This is a genomic window from Hydrogenovibrio sp. SC-1 (assembly GCF_002848135.1).
Taxonomy (GTDB): domain Bacteria; phylum Pseudomonadota; class Gammaproteobacteria; order Thiomicrospirales; family Thiomicrospiraceae; genus Hydrogenovibrio.
In genome coordinates, this window is sequence record NZ_PKGB01000004.1 from 133,223 (window position 1) to 155,999 (window position 22,777).

At 42.7% G+C, this 22,777-nt stretch carries 27 protein-coding genes; 19 read left to right on the top strand and 8 right to left on the bottom strand.

The window, feature by feature from the left end; genetic code table 11:
- Positions 1-52 precede the first annotated feature (52 nt).
- The 15 genes from pdxJ to CYQ88_RS03635 all read left to right on the top strand — a co-directional run bounded on the left by pdxJ (position 53) and on the right by CYQ88_RS03635 (position 13,549).
- Positions 53-799, top strand: coding sequence for a pyridoxine 5'-phosphate synthase (gene pdxJ, locus CYQ88_RS03565; RefSeq protein WP_101839971.1), 747 nt, complete (start codon positions 53-55; stop codon positions 797-799).
- A gap of 8 nt (positions 800-807) precedes the next feature.
- Positions 808-1,191: a holo-ACP synthase gene (gene acpS, locus CYQ88_RS03570; protein WP_101839972.1), complete on the top strand. Its 384-nt coding sequence runs from the start codon at positions 808-810 to the stop codon at positions 1,189-1,191.
- A 59-nt stretch (positions 1,192-1,250) separates the two neighbouring features.
- On the top strand, positions 1,251-1,724 hold the full coding sequence (gene fliO / locus CYQ88_RS03575) for a flagellar biosynthetic protein FliO (RefSeq protein ID WP_101839973.1): 474 nt from the start codon (positions 1,251-1,253) through the stop codon (positions 1,722-1,724).
- Entirely contained in the window at positions 1,721-2,476 is a 756-nt protein-coding gene (gene fliP / locus CYQ88_RS03580) for a flagellar type III secretion system pore protein FliP (RefSeq protein WP_101839974.1), read from the top strand. Before fliO ends, fliP begins: the two co-directional genes overlap by 4 nt.
- Positions 2,476-2,745: a flagellar biosynthesis protein FliQ gene (gene fliQ, locus CYQ88_RS03585; protein WP_101839975.1), complete on the top strand. Its 270-nt coding sequence runs from the start codon at positions 2,476-2,478 to the stop codon at positions 2,743-2,745. Before fliP ends, fliQ begins: the two co-directional genes overlap by 1 nt.
- A gap of 80 nt (positions 2,746-2,825) precedes the next feature.
- Complete coding sequence (gene fliR / locus CYQ88_RS03590) at positions 2,826-3,602, top strand: flagellar biosynthetic protein FliR (protein WP_101839976.1); 777 nt, start codon at positions 2,826-2,828, stop codon at positions 3,600-3,602.
- 4 nt (positions 3,603-3,606) lie between these two features.
- Positions 3,607-4,755: a flagellar biosynthesis protein FlhB gene (gene flhB, locus CYQ88_RS03595; protein WP_101839977.1), complete on the top strand. Its 1,149-nt coding sequence runs from the start codon at positions 3,607-3,609 to the stop codon at positions 4,753-4,755.
- Positions 4,756-4,765: 10 nt separating this feature from the next.
- Positions 4,766-6,859 carry a flagellar biosynthesis protein FlhA gene (gene flhA, locus CYQ88_RS03600; RefSeq protein ID WP_101839978.1) on the top strand — a complete coding sequence of 698 codons (2,094 nt, stop codon included), beginning with the start codon at positions 4,766-4,768 and terminating at the stop codon, positions 6,857-6,859.
- On the top strand, positions 6,860-8,023 hold the full coding sequence (gene flhF / locus CYQ88_RS03605) for a flagellar biosynthesis protein FlhF (protein WP_101839979.1): 1,164 nt from the start codon (positions 6,860-6,862) through the stop codon (positions 8,021-8,023).
- A complete protein-coding gene (locus tag CYQ88_RS03610; RefSeq protein ID WP_101839980.1) occupies positions 8,013-8,906 on the top strand; it encodes a MinD/ParA family protein in 894 nt (297 codons plus the stop codon). Before flhF ends, CYQ88_RS03610 begins: the two co-directional genes overlap by 11 nt.
- 18 nt (positions 8,907-8,924) lie before the next feature.
- Positions 8,925-9,650 (top strand): RNA polymerase sigma factor FliA, encoded by a 726-nt coding sequence (locus CYQ88_RS03615; RefSeq protein WP_101839981.1) that lies wholly within the window; start codon positions 8,925-8,927, stop codon positions 9,648-9,650.
- A 25-nt stretch (positions 9,651-9,675) separates the two neighbouring features.
- Positions 9,676-10,083, top strand: a complete 408-nt coding sequence (locus tag CYQ88_RS03620) for a chemotaxis response regulator CheY (protein WP_199170156.1) — start codon at positions 9,676-9,678, stop codon at positions 10,081-10,083.
- A gap of 82 nt (positions 10,084-10,165) precedes the next feature.
- Positions 10,166-10,819, top strand: a complete 654-nt coding sequence (locus CYQ88_RS03625) for a protein phosphatase CheZ (RefSeq protein ID WP_101840022.1) — start codon at positions 10,166-10,168, stop codon at positions 10,817-10,819.
- Between the two features lie 157 nt (positions 10,820-10,976).
- Positions 10,977-13,019: a chemotaxis protein CheA gene (locus tag CYQ88_RS03630; RefSeq protein ID WP_101839983.1), complete on the top strand. Its 2,043-nt coding sequence runs from the start codon at positions 10,977-10,979 to the stop codon at positions 13,017-13,019.
- 17 nt (positions 13,020-13,036) lie between these two features.
- A complete protein-coding gene (locus CYQ88_RS03635) occupies positions 13,037-13,549 on the top strand; it encodes a chemotaxis protein CheW (protein WP_101839984.1) in 513 nt (170 codons plus the stop codon).
- Positions 13,550-13,644: 95 nt separating this feature from the next.
- Here the strand turns inward: CYQ88_RS03635 and CYQ88_RS03640 are convergent, their stop codons facing one another.
- The 5 genes from CYQ88_RS03640 to CYQ88_RS03660 form a co-directional block, all read right to left on the bottom strand.
- Entirely contained in the window at positions 13,645-13,938 is a 294-nt protein-coding gene (locus tag CYQ88_RS03640; protein WP_101839985.1) for an EscU/YscU/HrcU family type III secretion system export apparatus switch protein, read from the bottom strand.
- Positions 13,939-13,964: 26 nt separating this feature from the next.
- On the bottom strand, positions 13,965-14,246 hold the full coding sequence (locus CYQ88_RS03645) for an STAS domain-containing protein (RefSeq protein WP_101839986.1): 282 nt from the start codon (positions 14,244-14,246) through the stop codon (positions 13,965-13,967).
- A 32-nt stretch (positions 14,247-14,278) separates the two neighbouring features.
- Complete coding sequence (locus CYQ88_RS03650; RefSeq protein WP_101839987.1) at positions 14,279-14,641, bottom strand: response regulator; 363 nt, start codon at positions 14,639-14,641, stop codon at positions 14,279-14,281.
- A 56-nt stretch (positions 14,642-14,697) separates the two neighbouring features.
- Positions 14,698-15,228, bottom strand: coding sequence for a chemotaxis protein CheW (locus CYQ88_RS03655; protein WP_101839988.1), 531 nt, complete (start codon positions 15,226-15,228; stop codon positions 14,698-14,700).
- Between the two features lie 153 nt (positions 15,229-15,381).
- Positions 15,382-16,428, bottom strand: a complete 1,047-nt coding sequence (locus CYQ88_RS03660; RefSeq protein ID WP_101839989.1) for a flagellar hook-length control protein FliK — start codon at positions 16,426-16,428, stop codon at positions 15,382-15,384.
- A gap of 177 nt (positions 16,429-16,605) precedes the next feature.
- On the opposite strand from CYQ88_RS03660, the gene CYQ88_RS03665 reads away from it, so the two are divergent.
- From CYQ88_RS03665 to CYQ88_RS11705, 3 genes are all read left to right on the top strand, one after another.
- Positions 16,606-17,433, top strand: a complete 828-nt coding sequence (locus CYQ88_RS03665) for a protein-glutamate O-methyltransferase CheR (protein WP_101839990.1) — start codon at positions 16,606-16,608, stop codon at positions 17,431-17,433.
- Positions 17,434-17,548: 115 nt separating this feature from the next.
- On the top strand, positions 17,549-18,679 hold the full coding sequence (locus tag CYQ88_RS03670) for a chemotaxis response regulator protein-glutamate methylesterase (protein ID WP_101839991.1): 1,131 nt from the start codon (positions 17,549-17,551) through the stop codon (positions 18,677-18,679).
- Positions 18,680-19,241: 562 nt separating this feature from the next.
- Entirely contained in the window at positions 19,242-20,024 is a 783-nt protein-coding gene (locus CYQ88_RS11705; protein ID WP_255408744.1) for a methyl-accepting chemotaxis protein, read from the top strand.
- A 65-nt stretch (positions 20,025-20,089) separates the two neighbouring features.
- On the opposite strand, the gene CYQ88_RS03680 is transcribed toward CYQ88_RS11705, so the two are convergent.
- On the bottom strand, positions 20,090-20,374 hold the full coding sequence (locus CYQ88_RS03680) for a hypothetical protein (protein WP_101839993.1): 285 nt from the start codon (positions 20,372-20,374) through the stop codon (positions 20,090-20,092).
- 73 nt (positions 20,375-20,447) lie between these two features.
- On the opposite strand from CYQ88_RS03680, the gene CYQ88_RS03685 reads away from it, so the two are divergent.
- Entirely contained in the window at positions 20,448-20,765 is a 318-nt protein-coding gene (locus CYQ88_RS03685; RefSeq protein ID WP_101839994.1) for an NGG1p interacting factor NIF3, read from the top strand.
- 212 nt (positions 20,766-20,977) lie between these two features.
- Here the strand turns inward: CYQ88_RS03685 and CYQ88_RS03690 are convergent, their stop codons facing one another.
- Entirely contained in the window at positions 20,978-21,685 is a 708-nt protein-coding gene (locus tag CYQ88_RS03690; protein ID WP_101839995.1) for an FKBP-type peptidyl-prolyl cis-trans isomerase, read from the bottom strand.
- Between the two features lie 79 nt (positions 21,686-21,764).
- Positions 21,765-22,724: a thioredoxin-disulfide reductase gene (gene trxB / locus CYQ88_RS03695; RefSeq protein ID WP_101839996.1), complete on the bottom strand. Its 960-nt coding sequence runs from the start codon at positions 22,722-22,724 to the stop codon at positions 21,765-21,767.
- Positions 22,725-22,777 lie beyond the last annotated feature (53 nt).

The following is a 22,777-nucleotide window of genomic DNA, read 5'->3' on the forward strand; positions in this document are numbered from 1 at the left end:
CTATTGCCTTTGTCCGAGGTTTTGGCGAAGGTGTTTCAATAAAGGAAACTAAATGAATCCAATATTTTTGGGACTGAACATTGATCATGTTGCCACTTTGCGTCAAGCGCGTGGTACCCGTTATCCAGATCCAGTTAAAGCGGCATTGGACGCTGAAATGGCTGGTGCTGACAGTATTACGTTACATCTACGTGAAGATCGTCGCCATATTCAGGATGCGGATGTCTACCAACTCACGGCATTGCGTCAAACCAAAATTAATTTGGAAATGGCTGCCACTTCTGAAATGTTAGATATCGCATTAAAATGTCAGCCTGAAGATGTGTGTTTGGTGCCTGAAAAACGAGAAGAACTGACGACTGAAGGTGGTTTGGATGTGGCGTCACAACAGCCTTGGTTAACGGATTATTGTGCTAAACTTGCCGACAATGGTACGCGGGTTTCGTTGTTTATTGACGCGGATGAAACGCAAATCAGAGCCGCCCATGCGGTGGGTGCGCCCGTCATTGAAATTCATACCGGCCATTATGCTGAATTGACAAAAGCAGACGAGATTGCAGCGGAGCTAGAGCGCATTCGTCAGGCAACCGACTTGGCTGTGTCATTAGGTTTAACCGTCAATGCGGGTCATGGGTTGCATTATCATAATGTACAGGCGATTGCTGAGATTCAAGCCATTGAAGAGTTGAATATTGGTCATGCCATTATTGCTCAGGCAGTCTTTTCAGGTTTGCCACAGGCGGTTTCTGAAATGAAGCGGTTAATGATTGCGGCACGCCAGCAGAGCTATTTAGGGTAAGCATTCAAATGGTGGTGGGCATTGGAACCGACTTGGTCGAGATTGCGCGGATTGCAAGTCTTTATCAAAAGCATCCTGATAGCTTCTCAGGTCGAGTGCTATCACTCCAAGAACAGCTTCAGTTTTCCAAACATGCCCAGCCGATTCATTTTCTCGCCAAGCGTTGGGCAGCGAAAGAGGCGATTGCCAAAGCACTGGGAACGGGGTTTCGCCAAGGCGTGAGTTTTGCTGACATGACAATTACCCATTCCGAATTGGGTCAGCCTTTGATTCAATTAACGGGTAAAACAGCAGAAATCGCAGAAAACTTGGGCATCACTCAGTGGTCGATTAGCTTGAGTGATGAAAAACATTATGCGATTGCCTTTGTGATTGCCGAAAAATCATTCTGAGTGATTATCCGTTTTTAATTGCTGTCACTTTTCAGTGTTATCCTTTACAATAAATCCCCATGAACTTTGTCAATATCAAAAACCACCAGGCCTGGTTATTTTGGGGGCTTATTAGCTATTCTATGCAGAGTGTGGCCGCTGCCAGTGACGCCAATCCTGTGAGTGCCTCAGCATCATTAGAACCCAGCCAGTATCTGGGACAAATTGCCATGTCGCTGATTTTTATTTTATTGATTATTTTTGCCGCCGCTTGGCTGTTAAAACGGTTTGGTAGAATCAATGGCGTTGCAGGGGAACAAATGAAGGTCTTGGGTGTGATGACCCTGGGTCAACGTGAAAGAGTCGTGTTGATGTCGGTGGGTAAACAGCAGTTGTTGATTGGTGTGACGGCCAGTCGCGTTTCACTGCTCTATGAACTCGATGAACCTGTTTCAGTGGAATCAGAGAGGCCGGTTTCTGGGGCTTTTGCTGCGCGCCTTCAAGAAGCCATGAATCGAAAAAAATCCTCCCCAATGGATGAGCCAGCATCATGAGAGCATTGCAAGCAATTGTGAGTTTGGCTTTGTTGTTTCTACCCTTATGGGCAGTGGCAGAACCTGGTGTGCCGGCCTTTACCGTTGAGACGGATGCGGCAGGAAATCAAGATTACACCCTAACCATTCAAATATTACTGTTAATGACCGGGTTGACCCTATTACCAGCCGCGCTCATTGCCATGACCTCTTTCTTGCGAATTATTGTGGTGCTAGCGTTATTACGTCAAGCATTGGGTACCATGCAAACGCCTTCGAGCCAAGTATTAATCGGCTTAGCGCTGTTTTTAACACTTTTCATTATGTCTCCCGTGCTTGATAAAATTTATGACACAGCGGTCAGCCCCTATCTTGAAGAACAATTGCCTTTTAAAGAGGCGGTGGAGCTGGGGTCTGTGCCGATTCACCAATTTATGATTCAACAAACGCGTGCCGATGATTTAGGCATGTTTGCAGAAATGGCGGACATTCAATTGACTGATCCGGAATCAGTTCCCTTTAAGGTGCTGATTCCAGCCTATATGACCAGTGAATTAAAAACGGCTTTTCAAATTGGGTTTTTAATTTTCATTCCTTTTTTAATTATTGATTTAGTGGTGGCAACTTTACTGATGTCGATGGGGATGATGATGTTGTCGCCGATGATTATTTCGTTACCTTTTAAAATCATGTTGTTCGTGTTAATCGATGGTTGGGCACTCATTATGGGAACCTTGGCAAATAGCTTTGTGGTTTCGGGAGGCAGTATCTAATGACACCTGAGTTGGTATTGAGTATTGGCCAAAAAATGCTTGAAGTGGTAATGATGTTGGCCGCGCCTTTATTATTACCTGCGCTTGCAGTCGGTTTATTGGTTGGGATGTTTCAAGCGGCGACGCAAATTAATGAAATGACATTGAGCTTTATTCCAAAAGTTGCCATTGTTGGAGTGGTGTTAGTGGTTGCTGGTAATTGGATGTTGGAAACTTTGATTTCCTTTTCAAGAGAGTTAATTGAGAACATTCCAAATTTTATTGGCTAGTCTATCAAACCGAATATTTCACACATTAGCACTAATTTTATGAAACATCCGGGCTAACTTTGAAAACATAGGCAAGCAATATGACCTTTAGTTATACAGAATTTATGCAGTTATTGGGCCTATATTTTTGGCCTTTTGTGCGTCTGTCGGGTATGTTGCTAATGGTTCCTCTGTTTTCTGGTTCTTATGTTTCGATTCGAATACGCTTATTTTTGGCGGTGTTTATTACGTTAGCCGTTGGGCCGAGTTTAGCACTTCCGCCACCCGTTGACCCCTTTACTTGGCATGGTATCTTATTGATTGTCCAGCAATTGGGCGTGGGGGTAGCCATTGGTTTGATTTTTGCCGTAGTGTTTCAGGCGTTTGTTATTGCCGGCCATTTGGCTTCAATGGCAATGGGATTAGCGATGGCAAGTATGGTTGACCCCGCCACCGGGGTGAATACCCCGATTATCGGGCGCTATTTCACTATCATTGCGACGTTACTGTTTTTGCTGATGAATGGCCATGTTTTGGTCTTTAAAGCCGTGATTCAAAGCTTTGAAACGCTACCAATTGGCTTGCATTTTTTTACGCAAGACAGTCTAGAACACATTTTTAATTTTGGTGCTCAGATGTTTGAATCTGGGGTGGCCATTGCCTTGCCTTTGGTGACTGCACTCTTGTTGGTGAATGTTTCATTTGGCGTTATTGCACGAGCCGCTCCTGCACTGAATATTTTTGCAGTTGGTTTTCCAGTCACCTTATTAGTGGGGTTAATCATGTTATTGTTTATTACGCCTTTAGTGTTGCCTAACCTCCAGCTGCTGCTGAATGCTGCAATAGATCTTCTTTCAAAACTTGAATTAACGACTTAAGACAATGGCAGAAAACGAAGACGGTACTGAAAAATCCGAAGAACCCTCCGATAAGAAGCTCCGAGAAGCCAGAGAGAAGGGTCAGGTTCCGCGCTCTAAAGAATTAACAACTTTGTTGATGACATTGGGCGCGGCGGTATTTCTGTATTTATTTGGCGATGTGATGATACGTGACTTCGAATCTATCTTTACCCGAGGGTTAAGTTTTGATCGGTCACATGCGTATGATTTTGCCATGGCCACCAATTTGATTTTAGGAATGGTGACGCACTCCATTTTGATGGTGCTGCCATTTTTGTCGTTGATGGTGCTTATTGCTGTCATCTCACCGATGTTATTGGGGGGGTGGAATTTTAGTACTCAAGCCTTGGCACCTAAACTCAGTAAGTTAAATCCCGTTGCGGGCATTAAAAAAATGTTTTCGATGAATGCGTTAATGGAGTTATCGAAGGCGTTTGCTAAATTTGTATTGGTGTCCGCGGTTGCTGCGTATTTTTTATGGCACTCCTACGAAGAAGTGTTAAGCATTGGTTTAGAACCCACGAAGCAAGCATTAGCCCATTCTGCGCAATTGATTGTTGAAGCTTTTATCTTTGTCACTTTGTCATTATTAGTCGTAGCAGCGATTGATGTACCCTTCCAAATGCATCAACATATCACGCAATTGAAAATGACCAAGCAGGAAGTCAAGGAAGAGCATAAGCAGCAAGAGGGGAGCCCAGAGGTTAAAGGTCGTATTCGTCAATTGCAACGAGAAATGTCTCAAAAGCGCATGATGCAGAAGGTACCAGAGGCGGATGTGGTTATTACTAACCCAACGCATTTTGCTGTGGCATTGAAATACTCGCCAGATGAGATGCCTGAACCAATGGTGATCGCAGTGGGTTCAGATTTTATGGCTGCGCAAATTCGAACTTTAGCGAATGAGCATAAAATTCCAATTATCGAAGCGCCCCCATTGGCTCGTGCTTTATACTATAATGCGGAGGTTGATCGGCCAATTCCCTATAATTTATTCCGGGCGGTGGCAGCCATTTTGGCCTATGTATATCAGTTAAAAGAAGGTAAGTCAGCGAATGCCGTCGATTTCCATAATCTACCCATACCTAAAGGAATGCAGGTCGATGAAAAAACTGCACAAAATGAGTTATAACTAAACGCTAATGGATTTTAATCAGCTACTCAGTCAAATAAAGTTGTCCTTTAAAAATGGTTTAGGGATTCCTATCGCTATTTTGGCGCTTTTGGCAATGGTGGTTGTACCGTTACCGCCGTTTTTACTTGATGTCTTTTTTACTTTTAATATTGCCCTTTCTTTAGTGGTCTTGATGGTGTCGCTCTATGCAAAGCGCCCCCTTGACTTTGCCGTCTTTCCAACCATTATTTTATTAACGACTCTATTCCGCTTAGCACTGAATATCGCTTCTACCCGAGTGATTTTATTAGAAGGGCATACGGGCCCCGGCGCAGCTGGAGATGTGATTGAGGCTTTTGGTGCCTTCGTTATTGGTGGAAATTTCGCGGTGGGCCTCGTCGTCTTTGCGATTTTGGTGGTCATTAACTTCGTGGTCATTACCAAAGGTGCTGGACGGGTTGCCGAAGTCAGCGCGCGTTTTACGTTGGACTCGATGCCAGGGAAGCAAATGGCGATTGATGCTGACTTGAATGCGGGTTTGATCACTCAAGAACAGGCACAGGCTCGGCGATTGGATGTCACTTCCGAAGCGGATTTTTATGGGTCAATGGATGGTGCCAGTAAATTTGTTCGAGGGGATGCTGTTGCTGGGATTGTGATTCTGTTTATTAACCTGGTGGGTGGTTTTGCGATTGGGATGGGGCAGCATGATCTAAGTTTTTCGGATGCGATAGAGGTTTATACCTTGCTGACGCTAGGGGATGGTCTGGTTGCGCAGATTCCTTCTCTATTACTTTCAACAGCCACGGCCATTATTGTTACCCGTGTTTCGGGTGATAAAGAGGATATGGCGCAGCAAGTTCAATCGCAGATGTTTACTAACCCTAAGGCTCTGGGGATGACAGCGGTGATTGTTGGTGTGTTTGGTGTGATTCCAGGAATGCCGAATGTGGCTTTTTTAACCTTTGCAGGTATTGCAGGGGCTGGCGCTTATTTTATCCACCGTAAATCACTAGAACAACCAACGCCTGAAGAAAGTCTTTCTGAGGCGACTGAAGCCGCCGAAGAAAAGACCCCTGAATTAAGTTGGGATGATGTGCAAAGTGTTGATACGCTTGGTTTGGAAGTCGGGTATCGGTTAATTCCCATGGTCGATCAAGCACAAAGTGGACAGCTACTGGAAAGGGTCAAAGGGGTGAGGCGAAAAGTCTCCCAAGAACTTGGCTTTTTGGTACCACCGGTTCATATTCGGGATAATTTGGATTTAAAGCCCAATCAATATAGAATTATGCTAATGGGCGTCACTTCGGGCGAGGGAGAAGTCTTTCCAGATAAGGAATTGGCGATTAACCCAGGTCAGGTTTTTGGTGAGATTGCTGGGGTGCCAACACAGGATCCTACTTTTGGTTTGGAGGCCGTTTGGATTGTGCCATCTGACCGAGAGCAGGCGCAAGCATTAGGCTATACAGTGGTTGATTCGAGTACCGTGGTGGCAACCCATATCAGTCAGGTTATTCAAGACTATGCGGATGAACTTCTGGGGCATGATGAAGTGCAAACGCTGTTGGATAAAGTGAAGCAAACATCACCAAAACTGGTCGAGGAATTGGTTCCGGATAAGATGACACTGGCAGTGGTGGTCAAGGTGCTACAAAACTTGTTGACTGAGAAGGTGTCTATTCGTGATTTGCGGACGATTTTAGAAGCCTTAACTGAAAAGGTTGCAGTAACGCAAAATCCGACCGAATTGACAATGCATGTCCGTGCCGCCTTAGGTCGTTCCATTATTCAGGGCATTATTTCAGCAGAAGAGGAATTGAAAGTCATTACGTTAGAGCCAGGGTTGGAACAGTTGTTGCTACAAGCCAGTCAAGGATCGCCTGAAGGACAGTTGGCGATTGAACCCAGCTTAGCAGAGCGCTTGCATACGACGTTAAAAGAAGAGGCTCAGAAGTTGGAAATGGCGGGTCAAGCCCCTGTTTTATTGGTTGCGCCGCAGATTCGAGCACAATTAGCGAGGCTGTTTAGGTTTAGCCTGTCAAATTTACATATTCTGGCCTACTCTGAAGTGCCAGAAAACCGTCAGATAAGTGTTGTTGCAAATGTTGGGCAGGGGGGATAAGTGAAGCTGAAGCGATATTTAGCGCCTAACATGCGAAAAGCAATGACGTTGGTGCGAGATGAGTTAGGGGACGATGCGGTGATTATGTCTACGCGTAATACGCAAGATGGCGTTGAGGTCGTAGCCGCAATAGACCCTGAAGCACAGCAGTTTAAAGAGGCTCCTCAAAAAGCTGTGTCTCACTCGAGTTATGTGTCATCTGAGTTACATTCTGGGGCACAAGAGATGCCTAGCAATGGTGAAATGGCAAAGATGGCTGATGAGCTTAAGGCCGTTAAGCAGCTATTGGAAAACCAATTATCGGGGTTAGCTTGGAATCAGACCGAAAATCAAGACCCTAATAAAATCGCGCTCATTAAGCGATTGGTTAAAATGGGCGTGGGCTGGGATCTCGCACAACGATTGGTGAGTAAAGTCGATGCAAAAAATGACCAGGCCTGGCGAGAAATTTTGGCGCAAATTGAATTAATGGTGCCGATTGATGATAAGGATATTATTGAGTCGGGTGGAACCATTGCCTTGGTTGGACCAACGGGTGTTGGTAAGACAACCACGATAGCTAAAATTGCTAGTCGGTTTGTGATGCGAAATAGTCCCAACCAAATTGCATTGGTAACAACCGACTGTTACAAGATTGGCGCTCAAGCACAATTAAAGACTTTTGCAGAGCTGATGGGCGTTCCAGTACATGTGGTGAGTTCAGATGGGGAAATGTTGAGTCTATTAAGTGCCTTGGCATCGAAGAAATTAATTTTGATTGATACGGCAGGGATTAGTCAAAAAGATATTCGGTTAACCCAGCAATTGACCAAGCAGCGAGTAGGCACAACGCATATTCGAAACTATTTAGTGATTTCTGCTGCCACTCAGTTAGGTGTGATGAATGATATTGTGAAGTCGTTTAGTGAAGTTGGGTTAAAGGGCTGTATTTTAACCAAGGTTGATGAAGCCTTACAATTAGGGAATGTCTTAACGGTTTTAATCGAACATCAACTGTCATTGTCGTATTTGTCAGGCGGGCAAAGAGTTCCTGAAGATTTGGAGCCCGTTAAGGTTCGCGATTTATTGGATAAGGCGTTGCTATTGGGTCAGCAAACTATGTCAGAGCATCATGATGATGCGTTTCGATTAGGAATGGGAAAGGAAATGTCTGATGCACAATGATCAAGCAGCTGGATTAAGAGCAATGCAAATGAGTAATCATAGTGAGTCAAAAGTGAGTTCAGAACGAAAAAGCAAGCCTGTTAGAGTGATTGCCGTTGCCAGTGGTAAAGGCGGTGTTGGTAAAACCAATGTGTCGGTTAATTTGGGCGTGAGTTTAAGTAAATTAGGCAATCGTGTGTTACTCATGGATGCCGATATGGGGTTAGCTAACGTTGACATTATGCTAGGGCTACAAACCAAGTATAATTTATCACACGTGCTTGACGGTGAAAAAACGCTTAAAGAGATTATGGTCAGTGCGCCAGGCGGTCTTCGAGTGATCCCAGCGGCTTCAGGTGTCAAAAGAATGGCACAATTAACGCCCATGGAGAATGCGGGGATTATTAATGCATTTTCAGAATTAGATGGTATTCTGGATGTTTTGATCGTTGATACGGCTGCTGGTATCGCTGACAGTGTCGTCAGTTTTTGTCGCGCATCACAAGAAGTGGTGGTGGTTGTAACTGATGAACCTGCTTCTATGACCGATGCTTATGCTTTAATTAAGGTTCTTAGCCGAGAATATAAGCTGAATAATTTTAAATTATTGGCCAATATGGCAAGATCAGAAAAACATGGTAAGATGCTGTTCGATAAGTTTGCGCAGGTCTGTGAGCAGTTTTTGGATGTGTCGATTGAGTATTTGGGAACCGTTCCATTTGATCATGATTTGAGAGAGGCCATTCAAAAACAGTCACCAGTGACGATTGCAAACCCGATGAGTGAATCAGCAAAAGCCTTTAGACAGATCGCTCAAAAAATTGACCATTGGCCAATTCCAACAGATGTGACAGGTTATTTACAGTTTTTTGTAGAAAGTTTGTTTCAAGCACCCTCTGAATAGTTAAGGAATCAGTTCTTTATGACAGGTACACAGGCTTACGCAAATGTTCATAAGCACACCGCGGGTGAGGTGATTGATATCGAAGCATTTTTACCCTTGGTTAAGCGTATTGCTTATCATTTAAAGGGACGTTTGCCTGACAGTGTGATGGTAGATGATTTGATTCAGTCGGGTGTCATTGGCTTGATTGAGTCTTCGCAAAAGTTTGATGCAACGCAAGGTGCCAGTTTTGAAACTTATGCTGGGATTCGCATTCGTGGGGCAATGTTGGATGAAATTCGCAAAGGGGATTGGACGCCCAGGTCTGTGTATCGTAAATCAAGAGAAGTGTCGGACGCTATCGCTCAGGTAGAAGCGGAAAAGGGGCGAGAGGCAAGGGATGAAGAAGTAGCGGAAGCTTTAGGTATCACCTTGAAAGATTATTACCATATTTTACAAGATACCAACGCGACGCAATTGCTTTCAATTGACCAGCCCGATCATGATGAATTATCAGAAGATCGCATGGTCGGTCAACTTAAAACGCCAATTGCCGAGTTGGCGGAGTCTGATTTTCAAGGTGCCTTAGCAACTCAGATTGAACAGTTACCTGAGAAAGAAAAATTGGTGATGGCTCTGTATTATGATGAAGAGCTTAACTTAAAAGAAATTGGGGAAGTTTTAGAGGTCAGTGAATCTCGCGTTAGCCAGATTCATAGCCAAGCAATAAAACGCTTGAAAGCACGGCTTAAAGATTGGATGTAAAAGGATTTGAGGAAAAGAAATGCAAATCGATAGAAATATGAATATTTTAGTGGTGGATGATTTTTCAACAATGCGAAGAATCGTCAAAAATTTGCTCAAAGAACTCGGGTTTAGTAAGTTTGATGAAGCGGATGATGGTGCCACGGCTTGGCCGATGATTCAAAGTGGTAAGTATGACTTTATCGTCAGTGACTGGAATATGCCACAAATGACAGGTATAGATTTGCTTAGAAATGTCCGAAAGCACGAAAAACTAAAGGATACCCCTTTTTTGTTGATTACCGCTGAGGCGAAACGATCACAAATCTTAGAGGCTGCTGAAGCTGGTGTTGATGGTTATATCGTTAAGCCTTTCACTGCAGCAACCTTGAACGGGAAAATTCAAAAAATCTTTGAGCGGGTTGCTGAACGACAAAAACAAGCAGGTAGTTAACATTTCGGGTTGTCAATGACGAATCAAAAAGCTTTATTCTTTTTAGAATAAGGCTTTTTTTGTAAGAAGGGGTAGGTTGCAAGTGAAAAATATTAAATTAGAGCAGGTTAAAGAGTTGCTGGTTACGTTAGAACAGCAAAACTACGATGCGGCGTCTAGAGTGCTGGATGGAATTGTTGCTCACCGAGATAATGATTTACTGCATCAGGTCGAAGAAATCGCACACAATTTGCACGAAACTCTAGATGGCTTTGGTGATGATGCAAAGCTGCTGCAACATACAAAACAAGATTTGCCCGATACCACTGAACGTTTACAGTATGTGATTGAAACCACTGAAGAGGCAAGTAATAAAACCCTGTCGTCCGCCGAAAACGGTTTAGCCTTATTGGAAACCTTAGCTGACTCTATTGATGGTGCTTCTCAGCGAAAATTGATTGAAGATGCCAAACATGAATTGAATGAAATCATTATGGCGCAGTCATTTCAAGATTTAACGGGTCAGGTATTAAATCGTGTGATTATGCTGGTAGGCAGTGTAGAACAAAGCCTAGTTGATTTGATTGAGAAATCTGGCATTCAGTTGGATGATATTGTGATTTCACAACCATCAGCCCAGGATCATAAATCTCAAGAAATGAAAGGATTAGGACCGAATGTTACGCAATCCAGTCAAAAAAATGTTGTGAAATCTCAACAAGATGTCGACGATTTACTAGATGACTTGGGCATCTAGTGTCGAGCACTAAACGGGTTCAATTTTATTTAGAAAGCATTCTTTCTTCGCTATGGCATAGACATTGCTAATCTCTTAACTATTGAAATAGTAACATTTTTTAGTGATAGCTTTTTGACAGAGCGGTTAGCGCTAAAAAGATTAAGAGGGTTTTATTGTGGATGAAGAAATCTTACAGGACTTTTTAGTCGAAGCCGGAGAGTTGGTAGAGCAACTTGATGAACAATTGGTTGAACTAGAACATTCGCCAACGGATTCGGATTTGCTCAATGCCATTTTTCGTGGTTTTCATACCATTAAGGGTGGTGCTGGTTTTCTTGGGGTAACACCTTTGATTGAAGTCTGTCATCGAGCTGAAAATGTGTTTGATAAGATTCGCAATGGGGATGTCTCTTATGATGCTACCGCTGCGGATGTCATCATGCGTGCTTTTGATGTTATTTCAGACTATATTGGTCAATTGAATGACGGGGAAAGAGAGCTCGAAGAGGCTGATCAGGACTTGCTGGCTGAGTTGGATCAACTCTGGAAAGGCGAAGCGGTGAAACCTGAAGCCGCCGCTGAAGCACCGACATCGGTGGATGAACCAAAACTCTCTTTACCTGAAAGGGTTGATCCTGATGGCGAAATTTCTGATGATGAATTTGAAGCGCTTTTGAATCAGCGTGATGCGCTGACGGGTGATTCTGAAGAACATACGCCAAAGCTGCAATTACCAGAAGGGGTCGACCCTGACGGTGAAATTTCTGATGATGAATTTGAAGCGCTTTTAAATCAGAGAGATGCGCTGACATCAGCGGATGAACCCCCAGCTGATAAGCTTCAATTGCCTGAAGGAGTGGATCCGGATGGTGAAATTACCGATGATGAATTTGAAGCTTTATTGCAGCAGCGAGATAGTTTGCAGTTGGATGCGGAACCGAAGGTTGAAACTCAGCCAGCGCCACAACCAAAGCCTCAGCCAAAACCTGAAACACCGACCCCATCTAAGAGTACAAAGCCACCTGCTAAGGAAGAAAAAGCCCCTGCTAAAGCTAATACTGAATCGACTGTTCGTGTTGATACGCGGCGCTTAGATGAAATTATGAATTTGGTGGGTGAGTTAGTTTTGGTTCGGAATCGTTTATTAACCTTAAAGGGGAATAAGCAGACGGAAGAAGACCTATCGAATGCAGTGGCAAATTTAGATCACGTCACCACTGATTTGCAATCTTCAGTGATGAAAACACGGATGCAGCCAGTTAAAAAAGTCTTTGGGCGTTTTCCACGCGTGGTTCGAGATCTAGCAAGGAAGCTGGGTAAAGAAATTGAATTGGAATTACAAGGTGAAGAAACAGATTTGGATAAAAATCTGGTTGAAGCCCTTGCCGATCCGCTTGTCCACTTGGTTCGTAATTCGGTTGATCATGGCATAGAAATGCCAGATGATCGTGAGCAGGCCAATAAGCCTCGAAAAGGGACTGTGATTTTGGCAGCCGAGCAAGAAGGTGATCACATATTACTGTCGATTACCGATGATGGTAAAGGAATGGACCCCGATGTATTACGCCGTAAAGCGGTAGAAAAGGGCATGATGGATGAGGTCAGTGCAGGTCAATTAGATGATAAATCGGCATTTGAATTAATTCTGTCAGCCGGCTTTTCGACAGCAGATCAGATTAGCGATATTTCTGGTCGTGGGGTTGGAATGGATGTGGTTAAGAATATGATTACCAAGCTGAATGGGAGTATCGATATTCATTCCGTTTTGGGCGAAGGGACACAAATTAAAATCCGTGTGCCTTTAACCTTGGCCATATTACCGACCTTGATGGTGTCATTTGATGACGATAGCTATGCCATTCCATTAACGAGTGTGCAAGAAATATTTGATTATGATGCAGATCAAACTAATCGAATAGACGGACAAATGATGGTTCGGCTGCGTGAAAAAAGCATTCCATTATTATTTTTGCAAGAATGGTTAAACCCGAACTCGAATAAGGAAGGGTTCACTGGAGATAAGGTCATTATTGTGTCGGTTGGTAATCAACGTGCAGGACTGGTTGTGGATCAGGTCGATGGTCAAGAAGAGGTGGTGATCAAACCTTTAGGTGTGATGATGAAGCATTTACAAGGTTACGCTGGCGCCACGATTACGGGTAATGGGAATATTGCATTAATTTTAGACTTGCCAGGTGTGGTCGAGCGTTTTCAATAATTAAGGGAGTCGGTTAAATGGCAACTCAATCCAATTTACAACCGTATGGTCATCAAATAGAAGAATTCTCTTTGAATGATGATGTAGATGAAAAGTATTCAGGCCCTAGCCTTAGATGTGTTTTATTCTACCTAGATTCAGAGCTTTATGGCATCAATGTTAGAAAGATTCGAGAGGTACTCAGAGTTGGCAATATTCGGCGAGTTGAAGGGTCAGCATACAATGTTTTGGGCGTGATTAACGTACGTGGGGTCATTGTGACGGTCGTTGATACGCGCCTAACTTATGGACTCTCGCCAAAGTCAGTTGATGATGTCTCCAGAATCATTATTGTCGAGCTAGATAGTGATAACATTGTCGGTATGATGGTCGACTCCGTAATGGAAGTTAAAGACATCCCAGAAAAACAATTTGAGTCTATGTCGGCTACTAAGGAAGGGGCGTCCCGTTATTTACAAGGTATCGCACATTATAATGGCGATGTGATTGTATTAATTGATGTGGACAATATGTTTGCAGGTGCCAGTTAGACCTCTAGCTGTTGCGAGTCAAACGCATTTAAAACGACCAGGCCTGGTCGTTTTTTTTTTGCTAAAGCCACTAAACGAGTCCGATTTTAAGTTGTCTATTTTCTGCTGGGAATAGGTTTGTCAGAAAGTTGGTAAGCAAAGATTAATACTTGGACAACAGCTTCATACAGAAGTTCAGGGATCTCATGGTCAAGCTCAACCTGAGACAGAAGTTGGACCAATTGGTGGTCTTCTTTAATGGGGATGTTGTTTTCTTCGGCAATCTTAATGATTTGCTCTGCCAAAGCACCGGACCCTTTTGCCGTTACTATTGGAGCAGACTCGCCATCATATTGAAGACTGATGGCGACTTTTTGATCAAGGGTGATTGTTTGTGGAGGGGTAGCCATAAGCTTATGACAGACTGACTTGAGACTTAGCTCGCCAGTAAGAGTTTATCCACTAGACCGATTTTTTTTGCGCCATTGAGTACTTCGTCAGTTACGCCATCCCAAACAATATTTTTTTGCTTGTCTTGTGCATATTTAATGAGAGATAACAGTGCCTGAAGCCCAGAGGTGTCAATCGATTCAACTTTAGTTGCATTAATTTTATAAGTCTCAGAATCAGATTCAAAGGCGATCTTGAGTTCCCTAAACTGTTCTTCAATATGATGAATGGTCAAGTTTTCAGGTAGTTCAATGATGTTTTCGCTCATTATAAACCTCTAGCAAATTTGGTTGTAATACGTTATAAAACTCGACTAATGACAGAGAGCAATTTTTCAGGGCTAAAGGGCTTTACAATCCAACCTGTTGCGCCAGCTTCCTTTCCTTTGGTCTTCATGTCGCCAGACGATTCTGTGGTTAGACATAGAATAGGAGTGAATTTGTAATTGGGGAGCGAAGTTCTCAGTGCTTGAATCAGTTCAATGCCATTCATGTTTGGCATATTGATATCTGTAACCACCAAATCAAACTGTTCTCTTTTGGCAATGTCTAAAGCAATCGCCCCATCTTCAGCTTCGGTGACATCGTGACCAGCCGATTTGAGTGACATACTAACCATTTGACGCATAGATTTAGAGTCGTCAACTGCAAGAATTTTAGACATTGTTATCCTCTCAATAATTCATTAAACGATATTTTAAAATTTCAATAATTATACAATTATTCATCCGTTGCAAGGCATTTTTTGATTTCTTTCAAAATGCCATTACTGACAAGTTGGTCTATGTGGAGCACGATGACCATTTTATCGGAAAAAGTTGCAAGTCCGCGCACATACTCTGTGTGGATACTTCCCGCAATTTCGGGTGAAACCTGTAGTGCGTTTAAGTCAATAGTATGTACATCTGAAACGCCATCGACAACGATGCCAATAATTTTTTGAATCCCTGTTTGCTCGTCAGCGGCACGAAGAATAATCACAACGGTGCTTTCGTCGTAAGTAATCTTATCAAGACCAAACCGAACACGCAAATCAATCACAGGGACTACGGCTCCACGAAGATTAATGACGCCCATTACATAATCAGGCGAGTTGGGTATTTCGGTCGTTCTTTCCCAACCTTTAATTTCTTGCACTCTAAGAATGTCCACACCATATTGTTCGTCGCCCAACAGAAAGCTTAGGATTTGATTGTCCGCATCACTGTGTTGGTTGATTTGCTCTTGAACGTTTTCGATATTTTCGCTCATGTTTCGGCCTCATAATAAATGATTCGCTTACCCTTAAATATGCCAAATAACTTACCTTATTTAGCTAAAAAGGTCTAGTGATAATCAAGTCGATTTTATATTAAATATTAAATTGACCTCTTTTCCGTGGGAATTGATCGTGTATTGATGAATCTAAATATGAATATCAATCAGTGCCACTTTTTTGGCATGAGCGGTCATGGTGGGTTTTTGCTTGGTAATCAGTAGCTGTGATAGATGAATATCAGCCTCCTTGAATGCTTCTTCCAGTTCGGGGAATGCGGATTCGATTTGCTGTTCAAGTGACTGGTTGTCTGCCCAGAAGCTCATTGATACATTTTCGTCTTGTAATGTCAATTTAGTGGTGATTTCTCCCTGTTCTAACTCTAGATTGAGCAGCGTTTCCCAGACCGGTTCCGTTTGCGTCTTAATTTTACGGATGTCAATCGAGATTTCTTGGAATTGACGATTAGGTTGAAGTGGTAATTGAATGCTCACCATGCTTGGGTTTTCGAAAGCTTGTAATTGTTGTAGCGTTAATTTATTTAGGGTTTGGTGAATGGCTTTAGAAAGCTTAAGTAAGTCGGTTTCTTTGTTAGCATTCTGTTGTTGGGTGAGCGCTAATAATTGCAATAGTTTCGCTTTAATATCGCCTTTGGCGGGTTTTCCTTGCTTGGCCAAGGTGTTTTCTAAAAATAGTCCACTAGTGAGTAGTTGGTTTTTAAGGTCCTTAGCGGTAAGTTGGCCACTGGGGCGGAAAAGCTGTTCAAACAGCTGCGTGAGGTGAGTTTGAATCACCGCCGGAAAACTGGCATTTTGGCTCAGTTGGAAAAGTTGCTGCAAACCTTGATTTACGGGCATCTGGTTCGGCAGGAGTTGCCGATAAGCAGCCTGAACCAATGCCTGGTTGTTTTGTGCTTGATTAGCAGTCGGTGGTGCTTTAGGCTGAGCTTGAAGCGTTAGAGTGGGGGTGAGTTGAGTCACCTTTACATCAAGTTGTTTCACGCCCTCAAGGTTTTGAGGGCTGGTAGCGGTTAAAGCGTTGCCAGCCAATGAAAAATGAACTTGGTTGCCAACCACTTTATTAACATTGATAGTATAGGTGCCGCCCAGTAGCAATTTCAACGCCTGTGGAGATGCACTGTTTAAGGTTGCGCCTTGTGAAGTGATGGTTGGGCCGTTGGTTGGGGAAACTGCCATAATTTGAGGAGCCTGATTTTATATCAATCTTCAACATCATAAACGGATGCCTTAGACGACGCAATACTTACTCACTGACTTTGCCGACGGCTTTTGTTCCTTTTTTGCCGAATCCGCTTTATAATTCAGTTCCTGTTTGTTTGCCAAAAAGACTCAACTGATTAAGGAAGTGAATTCGTGAACGATAAAGAATTTGATTTTACTGATGATGATTTTGCGCAAGTAAAATCATTGGTTTATGGGTTTGCTGGGATTGACTTAAACGAATCGAAAAAGAATTTGGTTTATAATCGCCTGGCAAAGCGTATTCGTTTTTTAGAAATGAATTCATTTTCTGAGTATTTAAAATATGTCAAGGCTCAGGGAGAGTCAGAGTTTGTTCACTTAATTAATGCCATTACCACTAATCTAACCTTCTTTTTTCGTGAAAATCATCACTTCGAATATTTAGCTAATACCATTATCCCGAGTCTATTGCAAAAGAATCAAGCCAGTAAGAAGATTCGAATATGGTCAGCAGGCTGCTCTACCGGGGAAGAACCTTATTCAATTGCCATTGTGCTTAAGGAAGCGACCCCCAGTGACTGGGATGCGCGCGTGCTTGCTACTGATTTAGATACCAATGTGGTTCAGACAGGTCAAGATGGGGTTTATAAAATTGATCGACTAAAAGGGGTCTCTGAAGCACGGGTAAAACGCTGGTTTATGAAAGGGAGTGGTTCTCGAGAAGGGTTTGTTAAAGTGAAACCCGAATTACAGCAAATTATTGATTTTGGACAAATCAATCTAATGAATGAGTGGCCAATTAAAGAGGCGATCGATGTCATTTTTTGTCGAAACGTGGTGATTTATTTTGATAAAACAACCCAAGCCAAACTATTTGATCGTTATGCCAATTTGTTGCCAGATGACGGGCATTTATTGGTGGGGCATTCTGAATCTTTATATAAAGTGACGGATCGTTTTAAACTGCTTGGGCAAACAATTTATCAAAAAATAAAATAAAATAGTGCTGAAAATAATCATAAAGCGTGTACGGATATTGATTTGAGCGTCCAAAAAAAGAGTTGAATGTAAAATTATTTTCAAAGATAGATAAGAAATGAAATAAGGAAGGGATATGGCTAAGGTAAAAGTACTGATTGTTGACGACTCAGCATTGGTCAGGCAAATGTTGCAGGAAATGTTAAATGAAGATACTGACATCGAAGTTGTTGGTACTGCCTCAGACCCTTATGACGCTAGAGAAAAAGTTAAGCAATTACACCCAGATGTTCTTACTTTAGATGTTGAGATGCCCAAAATGGATGGTGTGACCTTTTTAAAGAACCTAATGCGTCTCCATCCGTTACCGGTCGTAATGGTATCTACGCTCACAGAAAAAGGTGCGGGTATTACCTTTGAAGCTTTAGACTTAGGGGCGGTGGATTTTGTCACTAAGCCAAAAATCAACTTACGGAATACGTTTGAAGCCTATGCGTCAGAAATTCGTCATAAAGTAAAGACCGCAGCAAAAGTCTCTAAAGAACAGTTGGAAAGACAGTATGAGCGTTATGTGGCTAACAAAAAACATTCGCCCACCGTTTTATCTGCCGCGGTACAACCTGTTTCACGCGTATCCGAAAAATATAGTGCGGATGTCATTGTTCAAAAGAAAGCGCCAGGAAAGCCCATTAACCATTCTGATGTTATTATTGCGCTTGGTGCCTCAACGGGCGGGACAGAAGCGATTAAAGAAGTGTTGATGCGTTTACCAAAAGAAACCCCTCCAATTGTCATTACGCAACATATTCCGTCAGCATTTAGTTTGCCATTCGCCCAACGGATGAATACTGTCAGTGAAATGACAGTCGTGCAAGCGGAAGATCGTCAGCCTATTCAATTTGGCTATGTCTATATTGCGCCAGGTGACAAGCACTTGCTCATTGAAGCGACCGCATCAGGCTATATTTGCCGCTTGAATGATGGTCCGCCAGTAAATCGTCATAAGCCTTCAGTCGATGTCATGTTTCGAACCGTTGTACAAAGTCATGGCAAAAATGCAGTGGGGGTGTTATTGACTGGGATGGGTGCGGATGGTGCCAAGGGGTTAAAAGAGCTTCAGGAAATTGGCGTGCCGACCATTGCTCAGGATCAAAAGACCAGCGTCGTCTGGGGAATGCCGGGTGAGGCAGTAAAAATGGGTGCTGCAGACCATGTTTTATCTTTAGAGCAGGTACCTGCTAAGATTCTTGAGCTTGTCAAAAAATAATTTCCTTGCGACCTGATCACTTCAGCGGCTTAGTCAAAGCCGCTAAATTCCTGTAAGACGTTATAGTGTCTTGGCATATAAAATGCTTTAGATTTTCAAGATTTTTCGATTAAGGGTGAAAGATATGTTGCATATCATTAAGCAGTACTGGCCAGCTTGGCTGGTGACATTGGTTGGAGCAGGGGTTGTCTTTATTGACATTCCTTATATTGACGTCGTTGCGATATTGGCTGTGTCAATCGTATGGTCTTTAATGGCGTCCCGTGGAAAGCCGCAAGACGCGCAACCAACGGATGTGACATTGAGTAAAAAAGATGAATCTGCTTTAAACTTTGATGCAACGGTAATCGATGATTCGTTGCAGGTGATTATGAACGATATTGATTCGGTGGTGGATCAAGAGGTTGAAGTGGTTCGTGGTGAGTTGCTTCAAGTAAAAGAGTTAATTGCGGAAGCCATTGATACCTTGAATGACAGTTTTAGCGGGTTACATAGCCAAACCCAAGCAGAATATCAATTAGTGGTGTCCTTGCTGGATAACTTGGGTGGCTCAGGCGAGGGAATGAGTATTCAGCAATTCTCATCAGAGATTAAAACGGTTTTAAGTACCTTGATTACCCTGCTGAAAAACTCAAGTAAGCGCAGTAATGAAACGGTCGATAAAATTGACGATATGGTCGACCAGATCGAATCCATCTTTACCCTACTTGAAGATGTCAAAGGGATTGCTGATCAAACCAATTTATTGGCTTTGAATGCGGCGATTGAAGCGGCTAGAGCGGGTGAGGCTGGTCGTGGGTTTGCGGTTGTGGCTGATGAAGTCCGTAAGCTTTCATTGAATTCAAACCAATTGAATGAGCAAATTCGTAAGCAAGCAGAAAAAGCTAAGCACACGGTCGATCATGTCCGACAATTGGTGAGCGATACGGCAGCAAAAGATATGAAGGAAGCTAATTCCTCGCAAGATCAAGTGACTGTGTTAATTCGTGATTTAGAGGATATGAATGAAGGAATTTCTCATAAATTAGGCGATGTATCGGGCATTATTTCTGAAATTGAAGTCAGTGTTTCAAATGCAATGCGCTCCCTACAGTTTGAAGATATTGTCCGTCAGTTGGTGGAGCAGGTGCTCAACCACCTTGAAAACCTGAGTGGGTTCTCGCACGAAATCAATCGTTTTATCGAGCAGAGCAAGGCTGATCCAGTTCAGTCAGTCGAGGAACACAGAGAGCGTTTAGAAGGGTTTAGAAATACCATCCATCAAGAGCGACAGCATATTGAGTCGAAGCGGATGAGACGCGTTTCATCTGACTCTATGGAAGAGGGCGATATTGATTTGTTCTAGGTTTAAAACACCTTCATAAAAAAAGCACCAGAAGGTGCTTTTTTTATGGCAATATCAAAGTTAAATCACGAAACCATATTGCCCATTTCGCTATTCCAAAAGCTACCAAAAATTAGGCTAAAGAAAATGCCAGTGGCAAAAACAATATACCAATACCGTCTCATTTTATTTTCCGTATGAATGACTTCCGCTGATACGGTTTCTTCATCCGGACGATCCTTAAAGAAAATAATCATAAACCCAATCGCGGAAATAAACCCAGCAATGTTGGCCAAGTAGTGAATCCCCGTTACCATAGAAGCAATGCCTAGGGTTAGGATGATTAAATAAGTGATTAATATATTTTTCATAAAGTAAATCTCAATTTTTTAAAATGAATGGCTAACGTCAGTGCGAATTATTCTAGTCGTTTGGAGGGAGAAAATGTTGAAATTATGTTTTTTTGTACCTGAAAGTCATTTGGAAAGTGTCAAAGAGGCTGTGTTTTCTCAGGGGGCAGGCAAGATTGGCCAATATGACCAGTGTTGCTGGCAAGTCAAAGGCATGGGGCAGTTTCGGCCTTTAAAGGGCAGTCAACCTTATCTTGGCCAAGCTAACCAGCTAGAAGTTGTTGAAGAATACCGAGTTGAAATGGTGTTGGAAAGAAAGTTTTTGAAGGCGGTGATTATGGCCTTAAAAGACAGTCATCCTTATGAAGAGCCTGCTTTTGAAGTGTTTGAAATGGTAAAAATTGATCAATGAAGTGGATTAGTAAAATGAAACGGTATAAAAGCGAATTAAATAGTACTATTTGTTAATATAAATTTATTAAATTACTAACGATAGAATATTTGTTAAACTGCAATCTAGTTAATTTTTTAACTAATCCTCCTATTTGGTATTCAGTTTGTAATACAGCCCCAATACTTTTATTCAGTGTCGGGGCTTTTTTATTGCAAAACTCAAATACCTATCTAATCTTCAGATTTTGCAGTATTGTTGACTTTAATTAAGTGCAAAGTAAAGATTAATGTTTCGTTAGGTCCAATCACTTTACCCGCACCTTGAGAACCGTAAGCTAAAGCTGGTGGGATAAAGATTTCCCACTTGGCACCCGGTTTCATTTGTTTTAATGCTTCACGCCAACCTTGAATGACATCAGTCATTTTGAATTCGAGTGGGGTGCCACGATTATAGGAACTGTCAAATTCGGTACCGTCAATGAGGGTACCGCGATAGTGTGCAACCAACTTATCATCTTCAGTCGGTGGAGTGCCTTTTCCGGGTAGAATAACTTTGTATTGCAAGCCAGATGGCATCACCTTAACGCCTTCTTTGTTTTTGTTTTCGGTTAAAAAGGCTTGCCCTTGTTGTGCGTTCACTTCGGCCAATTTTTTACGTTGCTCGGCCTGTTTTGCCATCACTTGTTGTTTAATGGCTTCAACGGCGTCCTTCATCTGTTGTTGTGATAATTGTAAATCACGTCTTTCAAAGGTATCTTTCATCCCTGCTGTTAAGGCGGGAATGTCGATCTCTACGCCTTGCTGACGAAAGTTGTTTGCCAAATCCGCTCCAAGTGCGTAGCTGGCTTTTTGTTCATTCGTTTTCAGGTCGGTGTTATTGGCAAAAGCCATGGTAGTGAAACAGCTGCCAATTAAAACAGCACAAAGTTTTTTGTTCATAGATCTTCTCAAATGATAGTGAGTGGAATCCATTAAAAATGACCAGGCCTGGCCATTTTTAATGCGTGATTAAGCTTGTTTATGCGTTGGATTCTAAATGATCCAAATATTTTTCAGCATCAAGTGCGGCCATACAACCTGCACCGGAAGAGGTGATTGCCTGCTTATAGACTTGATCCATAACATCTCCGGCAGCGAACACCCCAGGAATCGAGGTTTGGGTCGCATTACCTTTTAAGCCGCTTTGGACTTTGACATAGCCGTGATCCATATCCAATTGGCCTTCAAAAATTCCGGTGTTAGGAGAGTGACCTATTGCAATGAAGACGCCGGCAACATCAATGTCCTTGGTTGAATTGGTTTCATTGTTCTTGATACGTAAGCCAGTAACGCCCATCTTATCACCCAGCACTTCTTCCAACTGGCTGTTGAATTCAATGTTGATATTGCCATTCTCGGCTTTATCCATGATTTGTTTTGCTAGGATTTTTTCAGAACTGAAGCTATCGCGACGATGGATAATAGTCACTTCAGAAGCAATATTAGAAAGATAAAGCGCTTCTTCGACAGCCGTGTTACCACCACCGATAACCGCGACTTTTTGATTACGATAAAAGAAACCATCACAGGTCGCACAGGCAGAAACCCCTTTTCCTTTAAAGGCTTCTTCAGAGTCAAGACCTAAATACTTGGCAGAAGCCCCAGTAGCGATGATTAAGGCATCACAAGTATATTCACCAGAGTCGCCAATGAGTTTAAAGGGGCGCTGTTGAAGGTCTGCAGTATGGATATGGTCAAATAAAATTTCAGTGCCAAAGCGCTCTGCATGTTTTTGCATTCTGACCATCAGGTCAGGCCCTGTTAAGCCTTCTACATCGCCAGGCCAATTATCGACCTCAGTGGTGGTCGTTAGTTGACCACCTTGTTGCATACCCGTAACGATAACCGGGTTTAAATTGGCGCGGGCGGCGTATACAGCAGCGGTATAGCCAGCAGGTCCTGATCCTAAGATTAGAAGTTTACAATGCTTGTTTGACATAAATGGGTTCCTTTATAATAGGTCAAAATTTAGAGCATTTAACGGAAGTTCTT